This window comes from Bifidobacterium sp. MSK.17.10 (assembly GCF_019129655.1).
GTDB lineage: Bacteria > Actinomycetota > Actinomycetes > Actinomycetales > Bifidobacteriaceae > Bifidobacterium > Bifidobacterium adolescentis.
On sequence record NZ_JAHOJD010000001.1, the window covers coordinates 227587 to 250145 of the forward strand.

17 protein-coding genes are annotated in these 22559 nt (G+C 60.8%); 1 reads left to right on the forward strand and 16 read right to left on the reverse strand.

Annotated features, from left to right (window positions below; genetic code table 11):
* Window positions 1-13: 13 nt before the first annotated feature.
* The 4 genes from KSX58_RS01025 to rplJ form a co-directional block, all read right to left on the reverse strand.
* Complete coding sequence (locus KSX58_RS01025; RefSeq protein WP_195537193.1) at window positions 14-3634, reverse strand: helicase; 3621 nt, start codon at window positions 3632-3634, stop codon at window positions 14-16.
* Between the two features lie 8 nt (window positions 3635-3642).
* Window positions 3643-5130, reverse strand: coding sequence for an FHA domain-containing protein (locus KSX58_RS01030; protein WP_021913429.1), 1488 nt, complete (start codon window positions 5128-5130; stop codon window positions 3643-3645).
* A 232-nt stretch (window positions 5131-5362) separates the two neighbouring features.
* Window positions 5363-5743, reverse strand: coding sequence for a 50S ribosomal protein L7/L12 (rplL, locus tag KSX58_RS01035; protein ID WP_003807866.1), 381 nt, complete (start codon window positions 5741-5743; stop codon window positions 5363-5365).
* 113 nt (window positions 5744-5856) lie between these two features.
* Window positions 5857-6378, reverse strand: a complete 522-nt coding sequence (gene rplJ / locus KSX58_RS01040; RefSeq protein WP_003807864.1) for a 50S ribosomal protein L10 — start codon at window positions 6376-6378, stop codon at window positions 5857-5859.
* A gap of 421 nt (window positions 6379-6799) precedes the next feature.
* Between rplJ and KSX58_RS01045 the strand changes: the two genes are divergently transcribed.
* The gene (locus KSX58_RS01045; RefSeq protein WP_033499317.1) at window positions 6800-8188 is read left to right on the forward strand and encodes an NCS2 family permease; all 1389 of its coding nucleotides are present in this window, start codon (window positions 6800-6802) and stop codon (window positions 8186-8188) included.
* A gap of 86 nt (window positions 8189-8274) precedes the next feature.
* Here the strand turns inward: KSX58_RS01045 and KSX58_RS01050 are convergent, their stop codons facing one another.
* The 12 genes from KSX58_RS01050 to KSX58_RS01105 form a co-directional block, all read right to left on the reverse strand.
* Window positions 8275-9216 carry a metal ABC transporter solute-binding protein, Zn/Mn family gene (locus KSX58_RS01050; protein WP_217735834.1) on the reverse strand — a complete coding sequence of 314 codons (942 nt, stop codon included), beginning with the start codon at window positions 9214-9216 and terminating at the stop codon, window positions 8275-8277.
* 231 nt (window positions 9217-9447) lie between these two features.
* Window positions 9448-10227 carry a phosphate ABC transporter ATP-binding protein PstB gene (gene pstB, locus KSX58_RS01055; RefSeq protein WP_217735833.1) on the reverse strand — a complete coding sequence of 260 codons (780 nt, stop codon included), beginning with the start codon at window positions 10225-10227 and terminating at the stop codon, window positions 9448-9450.
* A gap of 44 nt (window positions 10228-10271) precedes the next feature.
* On the reverse strand, window positions 10272-11267 hold the full coding sequence (pstA, locus tag KSX58_RS01060) for a phosphate ABC transporter permease PstA (RefSeq protein WP_038444042.1): 996 nt from the start codon (window positions 11265-11267) through the stop codon (window positions 10272-10274).
* Window positions 11267-12220, reverse strand: coding sequence for a phosphate ABC transporter permease subunit PstC (gene pstC / locus KSX58_RS01065; RefSeq protein WP_003807855.1), 954 nt, complete (start codon window positions 12218-12220; stop codon window positions 11267-11269). Before pstC ends, pstA begins: the two co-directional genes overlap by 1 nt.
* 161 nt (window positions 12221-12381) lie before the next feature.
* Complete coding sequence (gene pstS, locus KSX58_RS01070; protein ID WP_003807851.1) at window positions 12382-13509, reverse strand: phosphate ABC transporter substrate-binding protein PstS; 1128 nt, start codon at window positions 13507-13509, stop codon at window positions 12382-12384.
* A 235-nt stretch (window positions 13510-13744) separates the two neighbouring features.
* Window positions 13745-14449 carry a response regulator transcription factor gene (locus tag KSX58_RS01075; protein ID WP_003807850.1) on the reverse strand — a complete coding sequence of 235 codons (705 nt, stop codon included), beginning with the start codon at window positions 14447-14449 and terminating at the stop codon, window positions 13745-13747.
* A complete protein-coding gene (locus KSX58_RS01080) occupies window positions 14449-15858 on the reverse strand; it encodes a cell wall metabolism sensor histidine kinase WalK (RefSeq protein ID WP_042989792.1) in 1410 nt (469 codons plus the stop codon). The genes KSX58_RS01075 and KSX58_RS01080 overlap by 1 nt, the downstream gene beginning before the upstream one ends.
* A 243-nt stretch (window positions 15859-16101) precedes the next feature.
* Window positions 16102-16809, reverse strand: coding sequence for a 5'-methylthioadenosine/S-adenosylhomocysteine nucleosidase (mtnN, locus tag KSX58_RS01085; protein WP_003807845.1), 708 nt, complete (start codon window positions 16807-16809; stop codon window positions 16102-16104).
* A 103-nt stretch (window positions 16810-16912) separates the two neighbouring features.
* A complete protein-coding gene (locus KSX58_RS01090; RefSeq protein ID WP_003807843.1) occupies window positions 16913-18097 on the reverse strand; it encodes a 3-deoxy-7-phosphoheptulonate synthase in 1185 nt (394 codons plus the stop codon).
* A 57-nt stretch (window positions 18098-18154) separates the two neighbouring features.
* Entirely contained in the window at window positions 18155-19288 is a 1134-nt protein-coding gene (locus KSX58_RS01095; RefSeq protein ID WP_254882458.1) for a 3-deoxy-7-phosphoheptulonate synthase, read from the reverse strand.
* A gap of 337 nt (window positions 19289-19625) precedes the next feature.
* Window positions 19626-20966 (reverse strand): C1 family peptidase, encoded by a 1341-nt coding sequence (locus tag KSX58_RS01100; protein ID WP_039774756.1) that lies wholly within the window; start codon window positions 20964-20966, stop codon window positions 19626-19628.
* A gap of 22 nt (window positions 20967-20988) precedes the next feature.
* Window positions 20989-22422 (reverse strand): cell division protein, encoded by a 1434-nt coding sequence (locus KSX58_RS01105; RefSeq protein ID WP_003807836.1) that lies wholly within the window; start codon window positions 22420-22422, stop codon window positions 20989-20991.
* Window positions 22423-22559 lie beyond the last annotated feature (137 nt).

Here is a 22559-nt window from a genome sequence, read left to right on the forward strand (position 1 = left end):
ATATGCTCGGCGCTCACCGTTCCTCCCGGTACAGGCTTCCCAGTCGTGCCACGATGCGGTCGACTTCCTTATCGGGGTTCACGAACGCGCCGACGCTCCATACCGTCATCACCGACCAGCCAAGCGATTCGATGTCCTGCAGCAGCACGCGATGGCGTTCCCTGGTGGATTGCAGTCCCATGAACTGCGCGTCATCGGTGAGCACGGCCAAAGCGAACGGCTTGCCTTTCAGACCAACCACCAACGGCAGTTTGAGTCCGTCATCGAAACCGTAATCGACGGCCACGTCCAAGCCGCGTTCGCGGATCCTCTCGGCGAGATCGTTGAAGAGCACGTTCTCTCCGGACTCCTTGATCGCCGGGCGGACCATGCTGTCATCAAGCTGTTCGGCCCAACGCAGCACGGTTTTGAGCGCCTTCGGACCATCCTGATGCAGTCGCTCGTCGTCCATATCGTCGGATGCGAAGGACGAGACGATGTCGAGATGACGGTCCGGTACCGCCAAAGCGTCCAGCAGCATGCCTCGGCCGCCGTCGGATTCCAGCGCGCCGAACTGCTGCAGCAGCCTGCCGTGCGAGGTCTTGGCGTAGCACATCGCAAGAATCGCGTCGGTGGCGTGGGCGCCGGCCACATCGACGATGTCCACGATGCGCACGTGGCGCAGGAACATGCCCATGGCCTTGTCTTTGTTGGCAAGCGACTTGAGCTCGGCACCCAGACGGATGCGGAACGTGTGCGTGAGCGCTACCACGGTAAGCACATACGATGCGGGAACGATGGTGAAACCGGCCGCGCGCTTGCGGATGATGCTCACCACTTCGTCGATCTCCTGCTGGCTTGATTCGACCAGGCCGGAATTGATGACCGGCACACCGTTGGCGTCCGGCACGAAATGGTACGCGACTTCGCCTTGGTATCCTTCACGCGCCACATCGCACGGCACGGAGCCGTATCCTTCCGATTCGAGGAAGGCGTTGAGCTTCGGCGCACGGCGAACCGGCCTGTCGGTTATCTTCACGCTTGGCAGCAGTGCGATCAGTCGCTGCAGGCCATCGGATGTGACGGTCTTGCGGTGCGCGATCACCACGACCTGCTTCGCGCGGGCGATGATGCTGAGCAGCTCGATGGACGGAATATGCGCGGCCGTATCGATGATGACGGTATCGGCAAGCGGCGCCGGGTCGGTGATGGCAGCGAGCGTGGCTGGCGTTGCCACCAGAATAGGCTTTGCCGCGGCCAAAATCTGCGGATGCTCCCTGCGCAGCCTGTTCAACGGCACGTTTCGGGAACCGGCAAGCGTGGTATGCAGCAGATTGGCTTCCTGCGTGCGGGAGAAAAGCATGTCGCACAGACGGCGTACGGACTCTTGGGCGACCATCGGTCCGATGGAACGCACGTGTTCGACATCCACCTGGGTGAATCGGTCGGCGGCGCTTTGCATGGCGGAGCCATCCTGGTTGGAAATGATGGCGGAGGACTTCACGATGTCTTCGAAAGCCGTGGTCCACCACGCCAGCTGCAGTTCTCCGGCCACGGCGTCGTTCGGCACGCCGCGGTTGCTCAGGTCCGCCACAAGCTCATCCAGACCGGCCGAATGGAACTCACGTTCCAGACGGGCGCGTTCCGGCAGCGTATCCAACGCCTGCTTGTCGTCATACAGGGCCTTCAGACGCTCTTCCACCTGGTTGAGGTCGACGGTGTCCAGATTGCCGCCCTGCGGTGTGGTGGCGAGCGCCACGTTCAACGCGGTCATATCGTTCGTCAGCTGGTCCTGCGTGTTGATGATGTCGTCGAGTTTGGCGGGCAGCACCGGCCATCCGCCGTGAGGAACGAACATGTGCCACTGTTCGGCCTGCTTGGCCACCACGAGCAGCGCCTCATGCAGGTTCTCCACCTGCGCGCCGACGCGCAGCATCGACTTGGCCTCCTTGATATGGCGGCGACGTTCCCAGAATCCCATGGAGCTGCCTTCGGCCTTGCGCTGGGCCTTGGGCTTGGTGGCCTCGATCATGGAATCGATGTCGCGTTCGAAGATTTCCGGCTGGAAGACGTCGAGCACGCGGCGCAGGTTCTTGAGCACCATGACCTGGCGTCCCCACTCCTGCGCGGTGGTGGGAATCGGGAAGCCGCAGGTCTGCACGGTGCTGGACACCTGTTTGCGGGTGGCGGGCAGCACCTTGCGCAGCAGCTCGACCACACGCTGGTATGCGCTGATCGCTTCCTCTTCGGAATACAGGGAGGCTTTGTACCAGGCGGTGTCCTGCGCGCCGATGGTGTATTCGCCGAGTTCTCCCGCGCGATACAGCTTCTGGGCCCATTCCTCCATCTTGTCCGCGATGGAATGGGCGGACTGCTTGGTCAGACGCACATGCGTGGTCGGATGCGTGGGCAGGACGGCGATTTGTGCGAGGTTCTGGATGGTCTGGTATGCGGACACGCCCCATTCCTGGCTGACGCCATGCAGGTCGCCCAGATAGCGGGCCAGGCGGGAACGCACACCCACCAGCTCATCCGAAATCTGGTCGAAACGCGAAGTCGCGACGCCGGATTGGAAACCGACTGCGGCTATCAGCTGACGGTCGATTGCCGCATTGGCGCCGTCATCGGCGATGTCCAGCAATTGGCCGCTCATCTCGTTGGCCGCGATCGTCTGCATGAAACGGCGCTTTTGGTCGGTGACGCACGGCACGTACAGCACGCTGTGTCCGCTCATCACGCAACGGGAGGCGATTGCCGCGGCCTGTTCGGCCGTGTTGCCGCTGATCGCGCTGTCCACGAAAATCGAATGCCCGGATGCGGCCAGCTGCGCCGCGTATCGGACGGTGTTGTCAACGTCGCCAATCTCGTATTCGCCATGGGGATCGGCGTCGAACGGACTGTATTCGGGAATCTGCGCGTCTTTCAGCGCGTCCGCGGCTTCCTTGTTCCCGGCGAGCGCGTCCAGGACGGTGTTGCCTGTCGGGCCTTGGGACAGCTGGTTGATGATCTGGCGACTTTCCACCAGCATCTGCGAGGACGGGTCCATGAAGCAGCCGAGGATGATGTGACGTTCGATTTCGAAATCGGGGAAAACGCTGGACGCGCGCGCTGTGATGGCCGCGAACACCGCGGACGTTTCGGGGGTGCCGCTTTCGTAATTCGAACCATCGAAGAGCTTGGTCTCGTCCAATGTCACGTTGTTTTCACGCATCACGGCGGCGAAGGCCGCGTTCAGACGCACTCGTCCGGTGAACGCGATGACGGTGCCGTTCTCGATGTTGCGGCCTTCCTTGCGCACTTCGACCGGATACATGAGCACCGGCATCTGGTTGCCTTTCCAAATGGCCACGCCGACCACCAAGGAGAGTTCGCCGACTCCGCTGACACGGCTTTTCGCGTCACGGTCGTCGAGCACGCGTTCCACACGCCTGCCCGCGGCGCGCAGCATGCCGTTGTCTCGGAACAACGAGTCCAAGGTGACGTGTCCTTTGGCGAACAGCTGCGCGATGCCCGATGGGTGCGCATGCGTCAGGTCAAGCTGGGCGCTCAGTTGCGTCACATCCTCAAGCGGGGATGGTGCCAGACCAAGGCGATACTCCTCACGCCATCCGCGGATACGGTCCAACGCGGTGGCCGTCTCTTCGTTTTCGCTCATATACCGACTCACTTCCCTACTGCCTTGCGGTATTCCTCATATCCCGGATTGTGTGCCAAAGCCGCATCGATGTCTTGGTTGCCCAATGCGCCCAACCACGCGTACAGGTCATCGTATAGGGATGGGTTCATGGCGAGGAACGGCAACAGTTCCGGATGACGCGCCATCTGGAACTGCACTGTGAAATCATCCGTGCGTTTGGCGTCATCGGAGGTCAGGCCGTCGACCTCGATGGTCTGCTCCTGCTTGGCGAGGCCGCCTTTGGACACACGGTCGAATACCGATCCCGGTTCGAAGATCGGCTTGAATGCGGCGGTTTCGTCCGGTGCGGGCTGCGATTGGCTGTTTTGCGGGCGGAACCGCTCGTCGTCGTCTTCCGCGGTCACCGTTCCCGGCTGTTCCGTCTGCGGCTGCGTAGCGTGCATCGGCTTCGACTGCTGTTCGGCGGGCTGCTGTTCGGCAGTTTCCGATGTGGGCTGTTCCGCCATCTGCGATTGTTCGGCGGACTGCGTCTGTTCCTGGGCGGACGCGTCAGCCGCATTGTCAGCCTTGTCAACGTTGCCTGTGTTATCGCCAGTGTCGTTCCTGTCGGGCAGAGCGACGGCGATTGGCGTGTTGGGGCGCGCGCTGAACAGCTTGTCCACCGGAATCAGGTTGTTCTTGTTACCGTCATGGGATGCTTCCAAGGGCCGAGCGGCTGTCTCGGTTGAGACGGCAGCCACCTCGGCATCGGTCGCAGCCGCATCAGCGGAATCGGCCGCATCGGCCTCGATCTCAGCTTCAGCCTCGGCCTGCGCTGCGGCGTCGGCGAACAGGTCGCGGGGCTTGTCCGCGGCCACGACGGTTTCCTGAACCAAGGAGACCGAGGGGAATGCATCTTCGAGTTCCGGCTTGTCGGCATGCTCCGGCGTGAAGGTCTGACGTTCCGCCTGGTGCAGAGCATCAGCACGGTCGGTGACATTGCGCGCGTGGAAGAACGTCGTCGGCTCGCCGGCACGCAGATTGAGGATGTCGTCCACGGACATGTCGGCTGCATCCGGTTCCTGCGGAGCCTCGTCGGAGACCGCGTATTCGAACAGGTTCGAAACCGGCTGGCTTGTATCATCCGAGACACCGGAGGTGGCGTCGTCATCCTCGTCATCGTGTTCGAATGCGGATTCGAGCGTAAGACGCACGTCGCCGAACTGCAGGGTCATCGAGTCGATGGGCAGCTTGATGTCCTCGCCTGCGGGCAGGCGCATCAGTTGGCCGTTGTTCGTCACCACGAACGAGCCGTTGGTGGAATGCAGATCTCGTACGGAGCAATTGCCCTGCTTGTCGACGGAGAGGACCGCATGCCTTTTCGACATGGACTTGCCCGGATCCATGATGTCGAGACGAGCGAACCCGTCATCCGACAGCGGGCGCAACGGCTTGCGCCCGATTTCCACGCTTTCGCCGTCATGAAGCGTTTTCACGTTGTTTCCGTCAACTTTGACGGTCCACTGCCGCGTCATTCGTCGATCCTCGCTCACCGTTGTCGGCCTTCCTTTCGCACTACACTATCTGCCATTGTGTCATGATTCATCGCGAAAGTAAGGATTCCGAACCGATAAATTGACAACTTTCGCCTAATTCCCCCATTTTAGAACATGCCTGAGTCATGCTCCATATGCGGAAAACCCCGCTGCCTTACGGCAAACGGGGTTTCCATTACAGCTTGGTGATTGCGGCTTGAAGCCGCGCGAATCACTTGAGCTCGACGGTGGCGCCGGCTTCTTCGAGCTGGGACTTGGCCTTCTCGGCGTCTTCCTTCTTGGCCTTCTCCAGGACAGCCTTCGGAGCGCCGTCGACGAGAGCCTTGGCCTCAGCCAGGCCCAGGTTGGTGATAGCGCGGACGGCCTTGATGACCTGGATCTTCTTGTCGCCAACGGCGGAGAGGATGACGTCGAACTCGTCCTTCTCTTCCTCAGCAGCAGCGCCAGCAGCCGGAGCGGCGGCAACAGCGGCGACCGGGGCAGCAGCCTCGACGTCGAACTTCTCTTCGAAGGCCTTGACGAACTCGGAGAGCTCAACCAGGGTCATCTCACCGAAAGCTTCGAGCAGCTCATCGTTGGTGTACTTAGCCATAATGGCTTCCTTTCATTCTTGGCGACGGACTGAATTGAAGAGGTGGCCGTCACCTAAAACAATTGTTTTTCTTTTTTGTGGTTGCTTCATTCATGCGGCGAGCCGCAGCGAAATCAGGCAGCCTTTTCCTGCTTCTCGCGCAGCGCATCGATCGTACGCACGGCCTTGGTCGGCAGAGCGTTGAACAGGTACGCGGCCTTGGACATCGTAGCCTTGATGTCGCCGGCGAACTCGGCGAGCAGCTGCGGGCGAGACTTGAGGTCTGCCAGCTTCTTGGCGCCTTCAGCATCGTAGACGGTGCCATCAGCGAAGCCGCCCTTGATGATCAGTGCCTTGTTGGTCTTGGCGAAGTCACGCAGGGTCTTCGCAGCTTCGATGAAGTCACCCTTCACGAAGGTCACAGCGGTCGGGCCGGCGAGAAGTTCATCAAGACCTTCGATGCCAGCTTCCTTGGCTGCAATGCGAACGAGCGTGTTCTTTGCCACAGTGTAGGAAGTATCGCGGCCTAGCTTTTCGCGCAGTTCAGAGATCTGCGGAACGGTAAGCCCGCGGTACTCGGTCAGGTAGATAGCGTCGGCGTTACGGAACTTGTCCGTAAGCTGAGCGACCACCGCTTCCTTTTCGGGCCTCTTCATGGCGTTCCTTCCTTAGTCAACCGTTGACTGTGAGATTCGGAACACCTCGCAGGGCAATAAAAAAAGCCCTGCACGCAGGCAGAGCAACATTCGACCGCTAAGCGGAAAGCCCTTGGTGGGCGTATGTTCTTCAACCTGCGCTGGCTTGGCGAACCAAACTTCGTGAGCGCTTGCACGCTCCAACCAACGGTCTGTGGTTTACAAATGGGTAATTTACTGACCCGTTTGGACTAATCCAGACCGGCGTGTCGCGCCGCCGCAAAAGCAACCCCTTACCAATCGCACGAAATTTCCATGACTTACATAGGTGCTACGTTTGCTTTGTTCAGGGACGCATGTCCCAGGCGAGTCGCGATTCTCGCCGGCGCACGCCACTATATGGCACGCGCCTACCAACCCAAGAAAGATGAGAAAAGAGAAAATGGAGAAATTCTTCCATCTCAAGGAGAACGGCACCACCGTCTCCACGGAGATCATGGCCGGCCTGACCACGTTCTTCGCCATGTCCTACATCATCATCGTCAACCCGCAGATCCTGTCTTCGACCGGTATGCCGTGGGGCGGCGTGTTCCTCGCCACCATCATCGCGGCCATCATCGGCACGCTCGTGATGGGCCTGTTCGCCAATGTTCCGTACGCGCAGGCCGCCGGCATGGGTCTCAACGCGTTCTTCACCTACACCGTGTGCTTCGGCCTCGGCTTCAAGTGGCAGGAAACCCTGTGCATGGTGTTCCTGTGCGGTTTGATCAACATCATCATCACCGTCACCAAGATCCGTAAGATGATCATCCAGGCCATTCCGGAAGTGCTGCAGAACGCCATCGGCGGCGGCATCGGCCTGTTCGTGGCCTACGTCGGCTTCCTCAACGTCGGTTTCTTCACCTTCACCACCAAGTCCGCGGCCAAGAGCGGCGACACCGTGCAGGCCACCCCGGGCCTTGCCGTCATGAACAATCCGACCATCTGGCTGTTCATCATCGGCCTGGTGCTGGCCATCGTGCTCACCGTGCTCAAGGTACGCGGCGGCATGCTGATCGCCATCGCCGTCACCGCGGTCGTCGGCATTCCGATGGGCCAGACCACCATGGCCAACTCCGTGTCCATCGCCGACACCTTCGCCCAGCTGCCGCAGACCTTCGGCGTGATCTTCACCAAGGATGGCTTCCCGGCGCTGTTCTCCGACGTGTCGAAGCTGCCGATCATCCTGCTGACCATCTTCGCGTTCTCCATGTCCGACACCTTCGACACCATCGGCACCTTCATCGGCACCGGCCGTCGTACCGGCATCTTCTCCGCCGAGGACGAGAAGGCTCTTGAGAACGGTTCCGGCTTCTCCTCCAAGATGGACAAGGCCCTGTTCGCCGACTCCATCGCCACCTCCATCGGCGCCATCTGCGGCACCTCGAACACCACCACCTACGTGGAGTCCTCCGCGGGTATCGCCGCCGGCGGCCGCACCGGCCTGACCTCCGTGGTCGTGGCGATCTGCTTCGCGCTGTCCGCCTTCCTCTCCCCGGTCATCTCCGCCGTGCCGTCCGCCGCGACCGCAGGCGTGCTGGTCGTGGTCGGCTGCATGATGGCTTCCTCCTTGAAGGAAATCGAGTGGGGCGACATCTCCGAAGCCATTCCGGCGTTCTTCGCGTCCGTGTTCATGGCGTTCAGCTACTCCATCTCCTACGGCATCGCCGGCGGCTTCATCACCTACTGCATCGTCAAGACCTGCAAGAAGCAGGCCAAGGATGTGCATCCGGTGATCTGGGTCGTGGCCGTGCTGTTCATTCTGGACTTCATCATCACCGCAGTGCTGTAACAGTCCTTTTCATACGGAAATGGGCGGTTCCTTCAGTGGAATCGCCCTTTTTTTATCGACTTTCGCGTCTTTTTTATCGGTCCGCATCAGATGGCTTGGGAGAACGCGTCGACGAGCGCGGCCATCCAGTCCGTCAGGGAATCGTACTGCTCCGGCATCTGCTCGGTCAGCTCCACGATCGGAATATTGGACGATTTTGCCGCGATGACGATCTTGCCGGTCAGCTCGGTCTCCTCCTGAATGTTGACCACCAGCAGGCCGATCTTGCCGGCCTCCAGCATGTCGGTGAACTGTTTGATGTCGGTCGGCGTTGGCTCGCTTTCGTTGGCCGTGGCACGCATGTAGCCGGTCGGCGTCGCGTCTTTGAGGCCCAGGTCCCCGGCCAGATATTCGGCGACCGATTCCGTGGCGGCATAGGCTTCGCCATCCGCCTTGCGTTTGGTCTCCGTGATTTTTCGGGCGACCTCGTCTTCCTTGGAACGCCATTGCTGGTTCAGCTTGTCGAAATCGGCCTTGCCGTCGGGCCTTGTGCCCTCGTATGCCCTGGTGATGGCCTGTGCGACCGCTTTGCGCACCGCCGCCGAGAACCAGACGTGCGGGTTGCCGCCATTCTTGACGCCACCGATCTCCGCCGCGTTGATGACTTGCGATTTGGCGGATTGCGCGGCTTTGACGGCCCATGAGTCGTACCCGGCGCCGTTGACGATGACGATTCGTGCCTTCTGCAGTTTGGCGATGTCGGACGTGGTCGGCTCATAGTCGTGCGCGTCCACGTTGGTGGAGTTGATGATGCTGGTCACCTGCACGCCGCTTCCGCCGAGCTGCTCGGCGAGGGTGCCCCATTGGTTGATGGAGGAGACGACGGAAATCGCGCCATGCGCGGAACCGGCACCGTTCTGCGACGTTCCGCAGGCAGACGCGGAAGTGAGAAGGCCGACGGAAGCGAATACGGCAATCGCAATTCTTGCATAACGGTTCACGATGGTTCCTCCATTTTCATACGCTTCATGCTTCGATGAATCCATCATAACCGTAACTGAGAATGATTCTCAACAGCGCGTGTCGCTTCCACAAGAAAAACAACAAACCGACGCCGAGAGCAATCTCAACGTCGGTTTGCGGGGAAAAGGAGCTGCCGATCAGCCAAAACGTACAATTACAGAGTTTCGCACAGCGAAGCGCTATTAACTGGCCAGCTGAAGCTGACTCGCACCAACCCACCGGGTTGGCACTACGTTTTGGCGAATCGGCCTTATCGATCAACCAAAACGTCCGGAGACGTAACGTTCGGCTTCTTCGTTCTGCGGGTTGTTGAACATCGTGGTGGTGTCGGTGAAGTACTCGAGGTGACCCGGCTGGCCGACGGCCTTCAGGTTGAAGAAGGCGGTGTAGTCGGCGATACGGGCGGCCTGCTGCATGTTGTGCGTCACGATCACGATGGTGTACTCGTTCTTCAGCTCGTTGATCAGATCCTCCACGGCCAGGGTGGAGATCGGGTCGAGGGCGGAGCACGGTTCGTCCATGAGCAGCACCTGCGGGTGCACGGCCACGGCGCGTGCGATGCACAGACGCTGCTGCTGGCCGCCGGACAGGCCGATGCCCGGATTGTCCAGACGATCCTTGACCTCGTTCCACAGGTTGGCGCCACGCAGGGCCCACTCGACCAGATCATCCGCGTCGGACTTGGAGATCTTGCGGTTGTTGAGCTTCACACCGGCCAGCACGTTCTCGCGAATGGACATGGTCGGGAACGGGTTCGGACGCTGGAACACCATGCCGACGTCACGACGGACGGCGACCGGATCCACATCCCTGTCGTACAGGTTCTTGCCTTCCAGCAGCACCTCGCCTTCGCAGTGGGCGCCCGGAATGATCTCGTGCATGCGATCGAGGGTGCGCAGCACGGTGGACTTGCCACAGCCGGAAGGTCCGATGAACGCGGTGACCTTGTTGGCTTCGATGTTGATGTTCACGTCTTCCACGGCCAGGAAGTCGCCGTAGAAGATGTTCAGATGGTTGACATCAATACGTTGTCCCATTTGTTTTCCTTATTGTTCTTATGTTTTCGACTATTCGACCGCGCTCAGCGTTCCGACTTGACGGCGAAGACCTTCGCCACGAGACGGCCGATGAGGTTGAGGATCAGCACGATGAGAATCAGCACAAGGGCTGCGGCCCAGGCGCGTTCCATCGGGATGGTGGTGACGCAGGCCGCGGAAGCGTTGGCCGGGCAGTTCGCGTTGAGCTTGGAATACTCCTGGTAGACGTACACCGGAAGCGTGGTCATCTGGCCGGAGAAGAGGTTGACGTTCGTGGAGGCGATGTAGCCTGCGGTCATCAGCAACGGAGCGGTTTCACCGATCACGCGGGCGACGGCGAGAATCGCACCCGAAACGATGCCCGGCAGGGCGGTGCGCAGCACGATCTTCGTGATCGTGCGCTGCTTCGTGACGCCCAGGGCGTACGAGGCCTCGCGCAAATCGTGCGGCACGATCTTGAGCATTTCCTCGGACGACTTGACCACGGTCGGCAGCATCAGCAGGGAAAGGGCGACGGAGCCTTCGAAACCGTTGATGGTGCCGGGGCCGATCAGAATCGTGAACATCGAGAAGGCGAACAGGCCTGCGACGATGGACGGGATGCCGCTCATCACGTCGACCAGCAGGGTGATGACCTGTGCCAGCTTGCCACGGTTGGAATATTCCACCAGGTACACGGCGCACATCAGGCCGATCGGGATGGAGATGAGCATGGCGCCGAAGGTGATTTCCAGCGTGCCGATGATGGCGTGCAGGATGCCGCCGTAGCCGCCGGACGGGGTCGGGTTGCCGCCGACCACGCCGGTCATGTTGTAGCTCAGGAAGTTGAGGTTCAGCCTCTTGACGCCGTTGATGATGGTGGTGAGCAGCACCGAGAACAGCGGGATCAACGCCACGATGAACGCGCACGAGATGAGCGCCTTCATGGCGAAGTCCTTGCGCTTGCGCGCTGAGGTGAAGGAACGGGTCGGCTTGAACTTGTCGAAGTCGATGACGGGAGCGCCGTCCATCGGCGAAGCGTCGTTATTTGCGGCGGTCATCACACACTCGCTTTCTCGGTGAGCTTACGAGCGATGAAGTTCACCACGAAGGTAATCAGGAACAGGACCAGGCCGGTGCCGATCAGCACGGAAACACCCAGATCGTTGGCTTCCGGATACTGCGCGGCGATGTTCGCGGCGATGGTCTGGTTCTGCGAGGCCTGCAGCAGCTTGACGGAGTAGTTGAGGCCCGGGGACAGGATCATGAGCACGGCCATCGTCTCGCCGAGCGCACGACCGAGGCCGAGCATGGAGGCGGACACGACGCCGGACTTGCCGAACGGCAGGACCGCGAGCTTGACCATTTCCCACTTCGTGGCGCCGAGGGCCAGAGCCGCCTCTTCCTGAAGGCGAGGGGTCTGCAGGAAGATGTCGCGGGACATGGAGGTGATGATCGGCAGGATCATGACGGCCAGCACCACGGACACGGTGGCCACGGTACGGGAGGGATTGGCGGCGGGACCGGCGAAAATCGGAATCCAGCCAAGGTATTTGGCCACCCAATTCCAGAACGGGTAGATGGCGGGCACCAGCACCAGACCGCCCCACAGACCGTAGATAACGGACGGGATGGCGGCGAGCAGATCGACCACATAGCTCAGGGCGGTGGCGAGCTTCTTCGGCGCGTAATGCGAGATGAACAGTGCGATGCCGACCGACACGAAGAAGGAAATCAGCAGTGCCAGGGCGGAAATCAGCACGGTACCGAACAGCAGCGGTCCGACGTAGCCCCAGAAGCTGGAAGCCTTGCCGCCGGTGAAGTTGCTGATGGTCGCGCTGTTGGCCTTCTGGTCACCGCCGATCAACGGCCACGCGCGGAACAGCAGGAACAGCGCGACCGCGGCGAGCACGACGAGGATCAGGATGCCGCAGGCGTAGGCCACGCCCTTGAACACCTTATCCGCGTTCTTGCCGCTCACCGGCTGCTGTGCCGTTTTGCTTTGCGAACTCACGGGTTCTCCTTTTGGTTTGCTTGCGATTGCTTTCGATTTTTCTGGTTTTGCGTATCGTCCGTAGGTATCGTTTCAGGCCGCAGCCGTTTTTTACGCGGCTGCGGCCTGAAACCTACGGTCAGTCACCGATCACCGAAAGCGATCGCCCCACTGTGATGGGCTCACTTGGTTTTGATGGCGTCGATGGACTTGACGACCTTCTGACGCAGGGTGTTGGACATCGGAGCGGAGCCGGCTGCGGAAGCGGCGGTCTGCTGGCCTTCGTCGCTGGTCACGTAGGTGAGCCAGGACTTGACGAACTTGGCGGTGTTGGCGTCCTTGTATGCCGGGCAGGCGACGTCGTAGGAGACCAGCACGATCGGGTAGGCGCCCTTCTCGGTGGTGTTGTGGTCGAGCTTGACGACCACGCGGTTGTCACCCTTGGCGGAATCGTCGAGCGGGGAGGCGTCCACGACCTTGGCGGCGGCTTCAGCGGAGAACGGGACGTAATCGTCGCCGACCTTCACGGCCACGGTGCCCAGATCGCCGGCCTGGGAGGCATCGGCGTAACCGATGGTGCCGTCAGCCTGCTGCACGGTGGAGATCACGCCGGAAGTGCCCTTGGCGCCCTGGCCGACCTCGTTCGGCCAGTTCTCGCCGAGGTCGTAGCTCCATGCGTCGCCAGCGGCGTCCTTGACGTAGCTCAGGAAGTTCTTGGTGGTGCCGGACTTGTCGGAACGGTGCACCACGGTGATGTCGAGGTCAGGCAGATCGACCTTCGGGTTCTGCTTCTTGATGGCGTCATCGTTCCACTTGGTGATCTTGCCGTCGAAGATCTTGGCGATGGTCTCGGCGTCCATGTTCAGGGTCTTGCCCTTGCCGGACACGCCCTGCAGGTTGAAGACGACGGCGATCGGGGAAATGTAGACCGGGATGTCGAAGGCGGTGCCGGAAGCGCACACGCTCTTGGACTGCTCGACCTCGTTATCGGCGAGAGCAGCGTCGGAGCCGGCCCATGCGGTTGCACCGGTCAGGAAGGTGGACACGCCAGCGCCGGAACCGGACGGGTTGTAAGCGACCTTGGCGTCCGGGTTGGTGCCCTGGAAGCCGGCGATCCAAGCTTCGACGGCGGCCTGCTGGGAAGAAGCGCCAGCGCCGGAGAAGTTGCCGGAAACGGTTTCGGTCTTGGTATCGGACTTGGCCGAAGAATCGGTGGAAGCGGTGGTGTTGTCACCGCAAGCCGCGACGGAAGCCAGCATCACAATGCCGGACACAGCGGCGATGGAGCGTACGAGAATGGAGTTACGCATTATTCTTTTCCCTCTGTCAACATTCAGATGGCGTGTGTTTCTGATTTTTCGATTTTCTGTTGTCGCCATCGTTCTTCATGACAATCTCCAGCCTATTGGGCGTTTCACTCGCCCCAAACCAAAAACGGTGAACGGAAGATGAACAGTCTACGACACCTTCGCCGTTCGACGTTCCTTCCGTTCACCGTTCTTTGCAAGCACGATGCGAATGCGCGCTATACCAAGCCTTTCATCATCATTCGCTTGGCGTATCGATCTTGTATCCGAGGCCGCGCACGGTGGTCAGATACTTGGGATGGCCCGGGTCCTCCTCGATTTTGGCGCGCACGCGCTTGACATGCACGTCCAGCGTCTTGGTGTCGCCGACATAGTCGGAGCCCCAGATGCGGTCGATCAGCTGGTGGCGGGTCATCACGCGGCCCTTGTTCTGCATGAGGTATTCCAGCAGTTCGAATTCCTTCAGCGGGAAGAACACGTTCTCGCCGCGGACCGTCACCTCATGCTGGCCGATTCTCATGGAAATGTCACCGCATACGAGCGGAATATCGTCGTCGGCGGCTTCTCCGGATTCGGCGACCATCTGGTTGCGGCGCAGCACCGCGCGGATGCGTGCCAGCAGCTCACGGAAGGAATACGGTTTGGTGATGTAGTCGTCCGCGCCGATTTCAAGGCCGACGACCTTGTCGATTTCCGCGCTTTTCGCGGTCAGCATGATGATCGGCACACGGCTTTGCTCGCGGATCCGACGGCACAGCGCGGTGCCGTCAAGACCGGGCAGCATCAGATCGAGCAGCACCAGATCGATACCACCCTTGGTGAACAGTTCCAATCCTTCTTCACCGGTGGCCGCGGCGGACACGTCGTACCCTTCACGGGTGAGCTGGTAGACCAGCGGCTCACGGTACGACTCTTCGTCCTCGACGATCAGAATTCGCGTCATCAGTGGTTCTCCTCATTCTCTGTTGTGGTGGAGTGGCCGGACTGTTTCTTTTCACGGGTGTTATCATTCGCCGAATCCGCCGGATGGTCGGGTTCCGCAGCGCCCGAAGCCTGCGGCATCGTGATGGTGAAGGTGGATCCCTCCCCCTCACGCGACCATACGGAGATGGTGCCGCCGCAATCCTCGACGCAATGCTTGGTGATGGCCAATCCCAGGCCGGTGCCGCCGGTTTCACGGGAGCGCGCCGGATCGACGCGGTAGAATCGCTCGAAAATTCTGCTGAGCGACGCCGCGGGGATGCCGATGCCCTGGTCCACGACGCGAATCGCCACCTTGCCGGATTCGATGCCGATGCCGACGGCCACCGTGGTATGTTCCGGCGAATAGTTGATGGCGTTCTCCACCAGGTTCTTCACCGCAGTTTTGATGGTCTCATGGTCAGCGACCACGAACACGTCCAGGTTCTGTTCGGCTTCCTTGGCCAGTTCCTCGGCGTTCGCATGCACCAGCACCTGCCGGCCGTTCACGGACAGGACCAGGCTGATGTGCTTCGATTCGGCCTTGACCTGGTTTTCGGCGAGCGCCTCGCGTGCCACGGACAGCACGGACAGCCGTTCCGCGTTGAGCATCGCTGCCGCGCTTTGCGCTTTCTGCAGGTCGATCAGACGGTGGACCAGTTCCGTCAATCGTTCGGATTCCTTGGAGATTCGGCCGGAGAAGTATTTCACCGCGTCCGGATCGTCGGCCGCGTCGCCGATCGTTTCGGCGAGCAGAGAAATCGCGCCTGCCGGGGTTTTCAGTTCGTGCGAGACGTTGGTGACGAAATCGCGCCGCATGATTTCGAAACGGCGTTGCTCGCTCATGTCGGAAATGAAAATCGCAAATAGGTTGTCGGCGATCTGTCCGACGCGCACGTGCAGGTAGAGCGTGTCTTCGGGCAGCGGCTTGCCGGCTTCGACGCCTTTGCCGTTCGTGTTCACCACGCCCGTTCGCGTGCGGCCGTGCAGGGGGATGGTCAGTTCGCGTTCGCGCACCACGCTGTCTGTGGAGACCAGTTTCACGATGTCGCGGATTTCCGCGAGCGCCATCGCCTGGTCGTGGATGATGCCGAAGCGCCGCGCGGCCGGGGATGCGTATTGGACCGTGGCCAGCGAGTCTACGACCACCAAAGCTTCGGGCATGACGGCCACCAGCTGGCGTTCCGTGGACTGCACGGGAACGCGGGGGCCGAACAGGGACGCGTTCTTCGCAGCTCCGAACAGGCTCGGATCATTGGGGTCGACGCCGTCCTGCACATCCTGGAAGCCTCGTCTGCGGCCAAGCAGGAACGCCACGACGAACACGACCACGGCCACGACCACCAATGCCGCAACCACCGACGGCGTTGCCAGCATCTGCTCCAACGTCATGCGTTCACCTTCCGATAATCCTCAGTTCTTCCTTAAGACTAGCGGCTTCGGAGAGGCTTTCGCGTATGCGATTCTCTCACGCCACCGGAAGTTTTCCTGCCGTTCATCTTCCGAAACGCAGCATATCGGAATATGAGACGTCCCGTTTGCCGATATGACGATGCATGATGACGGGTCATGCGGCAAACGGGATGTGGAAACGGCTTTTCGCAACGTTAGGCGTTTCGCAACGCCACATGAACGCTACATGCGTTTGGCGATGTTCACCGTCAGTTTCGCGGCGGTGTCCGCGTATTCGGAAATGTCGAACGTTTTGAAATCCTCGTAGTCGGTGTCCGCGTTGTCGCTCAGCGCGCGAATCACCAATGCGGGAACGTCGTTGCGGGCGGCGACATGCGCGACGGCGGCGCCTTCCATTTCCACCGCGTCCGCGCCGGTCTCACGGATCACCTGCTCGACCTTCTGCGGATCATCGACGAAATAGTTGCCGGTGGCGATGATGCCGACGATATGGTGAATGTTCAAGTCGTTCAGCGCCTGGTCGGCCAGTTCGAGCAGACGGTCGTCGCTATGGTATTCCTCGATGGGCCGGTCGGCGGTGCCGGGCTTGAATTGGCCCACCAATCGCATGTCGGTGTCGAGATAGCGCAGGGTGCCGCCGAGCACCACGTCGTTGATGTGCAGATTCGTGTTGAGATTGCCCGCGATGCCGGAGAAGATCACGGCGTCCGGCTGGTCAGCGTCGATCAGATGCTGCGTGGTGGCGGCGATGTTGACGGTGCCCATGCCGCCGACGGTCGCGGCGACGTTGACGGCGGTGCCCTTGTTGGTTTCGAGGGTGCCGCGCGTCACCTTGACGCCGGCTTCCTCGGTGACGGTGACGTTGCTCAGTGCCGTTGCGATATTGGCGACTTCCTCATCCATGGCGCCGATGATGGCGATTGCGGTCATTGCACCCTCCCTGTCTTACGTGCTGTCTTGAGTGTTGTTTTACGCGATTGCGATTCGCGTTTCCCGAATTTTCTGCAATCGCGCGGATAGTGAATCGAATCGGTCACTTCCAGCGGCGCGCGGCCACCGCATGGGCAAGCTCGCGTAGCAGCTGTTCCGTGGTGTTCCAGCTCAGACATTTGTCGGTGATGGACTTGCCGTAGACGAGCTGGTCGAGCGGCGCGGCCTTCTGGTTGCCGCCTTCGATGAAGCTTTCCATCATGATGCCGGTGATGCCCTGCTCGCCTTTGGCGATACGGCCCGCGATGTCACGCACCACCTGCGCCTGACGATGCTCGTCTTTGCCGGAGTTGCCATGCGAGCAGTCGACGATCAGCCCATGTGCCGCAGCGGAATCGGCCGGCATTTCGGCGCGGATGGTGTCCATGGCCTTGGCCACCGAAGCGGCATCGTAATTCGGGCCGTGCGAGGAACCACGCAACACCACATGGCAGTCGGGATTGCCGAGCGTTTTGACCACGGCGGCGCGGCCGAGATGGTCGATGCCGAAAAACGTGTGCTGTTGTGCGGAAGCGAAGCAGGAATCGGCCGGAGCCTTGATGGAACCGTCCGTGGCGTTCTTGAAGCCGATCGGCATGGACAGGCCGGACGCCAACTGCCGGTGCACCTGGCTTTCCGTATTGCGCGCGCCGATCGCACCCCAGCTAATCGCATCGGAAATATACTGCGGACTGGTCGGCTCCAAAAACTCCGTGGCCGCCGCCAAACCCTCGTCAAGCACACCAAGCAGCGTGCGGCGGGCCAACAGCAAGCCCTTCCTGATATTGCAGCTGCCGTCGATATCCGGATCGTTGATCAGACCCTTCCAACCGACCGTGGTGCGCGGCTTCTCGAAATACACGCGCATGACGATCAGCAGCTCGCCATCCAACTCGCCTTTCAACGCGGACAGGCGACGCGCGTAATCGAGCGCGGCCTTCGGATCGTGAACGGAACACGGACCGACAACCACCAGCAGGCGATCGTCCTGACCGTACAGGCAGGCACGAATCTCATCACGCGAATAGGCGACGATCTCCTGCGCCTGCTCGCTCAACGGCAGGTCGCCCAACACCTGCGCCGGCGTGGGCAACACTTCGAATTCCAGCACGCGGCGGTTCACGATGCGGCTGATGCCCACCTGGTCCTCCCAGCGCGGCACGTCGGTCTCCACCAGCGGATTCTTGCCCTCATCCATGGCCTGCCTAATGGCACGTAAATCCTCAGGCGTGTTCAGCTGCTGCTGCATGATCTCGCTCTCCTTGTCGCTTCCTTTCCCAAGGATAGCAACGATGGTGCAGAAACATCAGCCAAGCTTGCGACGCGCGTCGACCGCGTCGGCAAGCGTGTGCAGCAGCTGCTCGGTACGATCCCACGGCACGCATGCGTCGGTGATCGACTTGCCGTATTCCAGCTGGTCGAGCGGCGCGGGCTTCTGATTGCCCGCCTTGAGGAAGCTTTCCATCATGATGCCGAGAATGCCCTGTTCGCCGGCCGCGACGCGTGCGGCGATTTCTTCGACCACTTCGGCCTCGCGCACCTCGTTCTTGCCACAGTTGCCGTGCGCGGCATCGATGATCAGACCATGCTCGCTTGGTCCGGAAGCCTTGGAAGCCTTGAGATCCGCCAACGCTTGGACCACGGAAGCGGCATCGCAGTTCGGACCATGCGAGGAACCACGCAGCACCAGATGGCAGTCGGGATTGCCCTTGGTCTCCGCGGAAATCACACGACCATCCAGATTGATGGAGAGGAAATGATGCTCGAAAGCGGCCGCGAAACACGAATCGGCCGCCGGCTTGATGGAACCATCCGTAGCGTTCTTGAAACCGATCGGCATGGACATGCCGGACGCCAGCTCGCGGTGCACCTGGCTTTCCGTATTACGCGCGCCAATAGCGCCCCAGCTGATCAGATCGCAAATATACTGCGGGGTAATCGGATCAAGCCATTCCGTAGCGGCGGGCAAGCCGAGCCCCAGCACGTCGGTAAGCACCTTGCGAGCCATGAACATGCCCTTGCGAATATTGAACTGGCCGTCAAGATCAGGATCGTTGATCAGACCCTTCCAACCGATCGTGGTGCGCGGCTTCTCGAAATACACGCGCATGACGATGACCAGACGATCATCAAGCTCCTTCTTGACGGCGGCAAGCCTCTCCGCATACTCGTGCGCAGCCTTCGGATCATGAATCGAACACGGGCCGACGATGGCCAGCAGACGATCGTCACGGCCATGCAGCACGTCACGAATCTCCTGACGGGACTTCAACACCAGATCGCTCATCTCGTTCGTGAGCGGAAGTTCCTTAAGAAAATATCGGGGAGCGGGAATCGGGTCAAGCTGACGAATATTGACATCCACGGTCTCCGGAAACACGGCGCGCTCATCCAACAGCTGTGCATCCTTCGAACTATCCGGACCGCGAAGACCTGCCATCGCTTCTGTTCCTCCCCTGCATCATTATGCTTGCGTAGCGCGATAGCGCCACCGTCGTTACCTTAACGGATGGGGACGGAATATGGGGATGGGCGACTGCATGGTGGAATGGGTGGGGGTGACGTGGGACGAAGAAAGCGATATAGGAAAGACCCAACGCGGACGGAGAGTCCGGGTTGGGTCTTTTTTGGGGGAAACGTGCGTCATGGGGCCTGCCGGGCTGAGGCGATGAGGCCTGCAGCCTCGAAAACGCCTGTCGGCGTTTTCCCTCGCGGCGGAAGCCCACCGGGCTTCCGCTATTCGCTCGGCGCGTATTGGCCAGCGCGCGCTCCGCGCGCTATTTGGCCAATGCGCCCATCGGATCCCACGCGGGGAGCATGGTGGCGGGTTCTTCTAGGGCCTTGAGGTATTCGGCGGGAAGGAGGGCCTTGGGGACGGCGACCTCGTAGACGTATTCGGTGAACCAGTCGTCGCTCATGGTGAAGTAGCCCTTGTCGGCGATCTTGTCTCCCCACGAGTTCTCCACACGCCAACGGCGGGTGGTGTGGCCATCCTCATCCACATCCACACCGACGAACGCCATCGCGTGATTCATCGCGGAATCGCCGAAACGGACACGCTGTTCCTTGTCCAGATCGAAATCGACGCCATACACGCGGCCATACTCGAACAGGTCGGTGGCCCACGCGCCGTTCTCACGGTCCATCATCGGATGGCAGTCAGCGCCGAACCATACCGGAATGCCCTGTTCCTGAAGAATCTGACGCACGCAGTCCTTCATGAACTGGTTCGGCACGTTGAGGTACTCGGTCGGGTCTCCCCCGGCCACGTTGCCCAGATGCTCGATGCCGATCTTCTTGCCCTTGACGTGCTCCTGACGCGGATCGTCCACCAGGCAGACATAGCTTTCCAAATCGGCGGAACCCACATACTTCTTCCAGAACTCGACAGGCGTGATCTCGCCATCGCGGTGGAACTCGCCATCCTTGTCGGTCCACTCCCAATCGAAGCTCTTCGGCGGCTCGCCCAAGTGAATCGTCAGAATACGGTGACCGGCGGCGACCGCATCGGCGATGATCGCATCGATCGCGGACGGATCAGCGTACATATGCGCAACCGCGGTGTGCAGCATGCGGCGCAGCTGCACGTTCATCTCACCGGTGTTCTTGGAGGATTCGGTCTCCGGGAACAGATCCTTCGGCACCGCGCCATACTTCTTGTACACGTTCATGGCCATGGTCCACTGGCCGCCGTCGCCCATCACGTCGGACAGCAGATGCCGCATCAGACGCGAATCGGCAGGCTCGCCGGCCTCTACCAGAGCCGCCACGTCCTTCAGGAAGTAGTTGACGCGTTCGAGCTTGTCGTAGTACATGGCGTAGTTCTGGGAGAACTCGAACTCCTTGAGACCCATGTTCTGCTTGGCCACGAAACGGGCCACGTTCAGCGAGCTGAACAGCCAGCAACGGCCGGAACGGTCCTGATGGGTGACGGTGCCGTTGTCCACGACGGTGGAGAAACGACGCTGCATCAGACGGGCGCGATCGTAGTTGCGCGCCACCTTGTCGATGCCGGCCGCCGTGACGGCGTTCATGGCCATGCGATTGTGCTCGCTTGCTTCGAAATCGTCGACGAGCTTGTTCAGTTCATCACCGCTCAATGGCGTGATGTCGGTCATTATCCATTCCCTTTCTATGGTTTCAGTTGTTCTGCGAAGCGTCTGCGGATTCGGCGTCGCCTTCCGGCTCGGTCTCGGCTGCGGAATCGTTCTCGACGGCATCCTGCGTGTCGGCGTCTGCCGGTGCGGCGGTCTCATCGTCGTGCTGCGCGTCGTCATCAGATTGCGCGTCGGAAGGCTCGCCTTCATCGACGGCGTTGACCACGGACAGGTCGTTCATGCCGAAACCGGAGAACGCGTTGGAGAACATGGCACGCAGTTCGCTGACGCGCTGCGTGATCTGGGCCTCACGGCTCTGCAGGTCGGCGATGCGCTGCTGCACGCCGTCCAGTTCCTTCTTCGCGGCCTCGCGACGCTCGTTGATCTGCTCGTCGGCGTCTTCGGTGGCCTGCTTGAGGATGCTCGCCGCGTTCGCGTCCGCCTCGTCACGCTTGCTGGAAGCGTACGCCTCAGCCTCGTCACGGGTCTTCTGCGCGGAGGAAATCAACTCGCTGGCCTGCTTGTTGGCGGCCTCGCGACGTTCGTTCAGGTCGGTGAGCAGCTCATTGACCTTCTTCGTGGCCTCCTCCTGCTGGGCGGAGATGTCGGCGCGGATCTGCTCCACTTCGGCGTTGACCTGGCTGATGGTCTTGGTGCGGTGCACTTCCGCCTCGTCGGTGATCTCCTGGGCCTTCGCCTTGGCGGTGTCGGTGATTTCGGCGGCACGGCGCTGCGCGTCGGTCATCATCTTGGACACCTGCTCGCGCACGTCCGCCAGCTTCTTGTTGGCTTCGGCAAGCGCGGATTCGATCTGGTCGTTGGTCTCGCTCTTCAGGCGTGAGATCTCCTCATTGGCGTTCTTGCGCTGTTCGGCGATCTTGCTGGTCGCCTCGGTGCGCATGTCGGAAATCTCACGTTCCTGCGTGGCGCGTTCGGCGGCAAGACGCTTGCCGTGTTCCTCACGGGAGTTGGTCAGTTCCAGATCGACGGTCTGACGCTGCGCCACCACGGCCTTCTGGGCCTCGCTGCGCATCTGGTCGACCTCATGCTGGGCATTGGCCCTCATGGCTTCGGATTCGTCCTTGGCGTCACCGAGCACCTTGGCCGCCTTGGCGTTGGCGTCGTCCATGATGCGCCTGGCGTCGATTTTGGCGTTGTTCAGCAGTGTTTCAGCCTGCAGCTGCACCGTGGCGCGGGCCGCGGAAGCGTCCTTCTTGGCTCGTTCAAGCAGCTCGGCGCTGGTCTGTTCCGCGCTGGCGAGCATCTGCTGGGCGTTGGCGCCCAGTGACGCGAAGGACTTCGGAGCGGCCTTCTTGTTCTTTTCCTCCTGCAGCTGCGCCTGCAGCTCAAGGATGGTCTGGTCGTCGGCCTTGACCTGCTCACGCAGACGGTTCACCGTCTCCTGAGCCGAAGCGAACGCCTCGTCGACTCGATCCTTGTCGTACCCCCTCAACACGATTGGGAACTGCTCAACCATGCCCTTTTCCTTTCACGAATTCCCTACACTTTGCGCATCTGCCAGCGCGCACTCGTTCAGTACTCTATCTCAGTCAGCAGGCGGCACGCAGAACGAAATGCATTATTCTCACAGAGAGCACAGAAATCGTTCGAAAA

What these genes read in the sequence shown, in the direction of transcription:
- KSX58_RS01075 (WP_003807850.1), bottom strand. Translation starts at nt 14,449, where the DNA reads ATGACGCGAATTCTGATCGTCGAGGACGAAGAGTCGTACCGTGAGCCG.
- KSX58_RS01105 (WP_003807836.1), bottom strand. Translation starts at nt 22,422, where the DNA reads ATGGTTGAGCAGTTCCCAATCGTGTTGAGGGGGTACGACAAGGATCGA.
- KSX58_RS01100 (WP_039774756.1), bottom strand. Translation starts at nt 20,966, where the DNA reads ATGACCGACATCACGCCATTGAGCGGTGATGAACTGAACAAGCTCGTC.
- pstB (WP_217735833.1), bottom strand. Translation starts at nt 10,227, where the DNA reads ATGGGACAACGTATTGATGTCAACCATCTGAACATCTTCTACGGCGAC.
- mtnN (WP_003807845.1), bottom strand. Translation starts at nt 16,809, where the DNA reads ATGACCGCAATCGCCATCATCGGCGCCATGGATGAGGAAGTCGCCAAT.
- KSX58_RS01045 (WP_033499317.1), top strand. Translation starts at nt 6,800, where the DNA reads ATGGAGAAATTCTTCCATCTCAAGGAGAACGGCACCACCGTCTCCACG.
- pstS (WP_003807851.1), bottom strand. Translation starts at nt 13,509, where the DNA reads ATGCGTAACTCCATTCTCGTACGCTCCATCGCCGCTGTGTCCGGCATT.
- pstA (WP_038444042.1), bottom strand. Translation starts at nt 11,267, where the DNA reads ATGACCGCCGCAAATAACGACGCTTCGCCGATGGACGGCGCTCCCGTC.
- KSX58_RS01080 (WP_042989792.1), bottom strand. Translation starts at nt 15,858, where the DNA reads ATGACGTTGGAGCAGATGCTGGCAACGCCGTCGGTGGTTGCGGCATTG.
- KSX58_RS01050 (WP_217735834.1), bottom strand. Translation starts at nt 9,216, where the DNA reads ATGATGGATTCATCGAAGCATGAAGCGTATGAAAATGGAGGAACCATC.
- KSX58_RS01030 (WP_021913429.1), bottom strand. Translation starts at nt 5,130, where the DNA reads ATGACGCGGCAGTGGACCGTCAAAGTTGACGGAAACAACGTGAAAACG.
- rplJ (WP_003807864.1), bottom strand. Translation starts at nt 6,378, where the DNA reads ATGAAGAGGCCCGAAAAGGAAGCGGTGGTCGCTCAGCTTACGGACAAG.
- KSX58_RS01090 (WP_003807843.1), bottom strand. Translation starts at nt 18,097, where the DNA reads ATGCAGCAGCAGCTGAACACGCCTGAGGATTTACGTGCCATTAGGCAG.
- rplL (WP_003807866.1), bottom strand. Translation starts at nt 5,743, where the DNA reads ATGGCTAAGTACACCAACGATGAGCTGCTCGAAGCTTTCGGTGAGATG.
- KSX58_RS01025 (WP_195537193.1), bottom strand. Translation starts at nt 3,634, where the DNA reads ATGAGCGAAAACGAAGAGACGGCCACCGCGTTGGACCGTATCCGCGGA.
- KSX58_RS01095 (WP_254882458.1), bottom strand. Translation starts at nt 19,288, where the DNA reads ATGGCAGGTCTTCGCGGTCCGGATAGTTCGAAGGATGCACAGCTGTTG.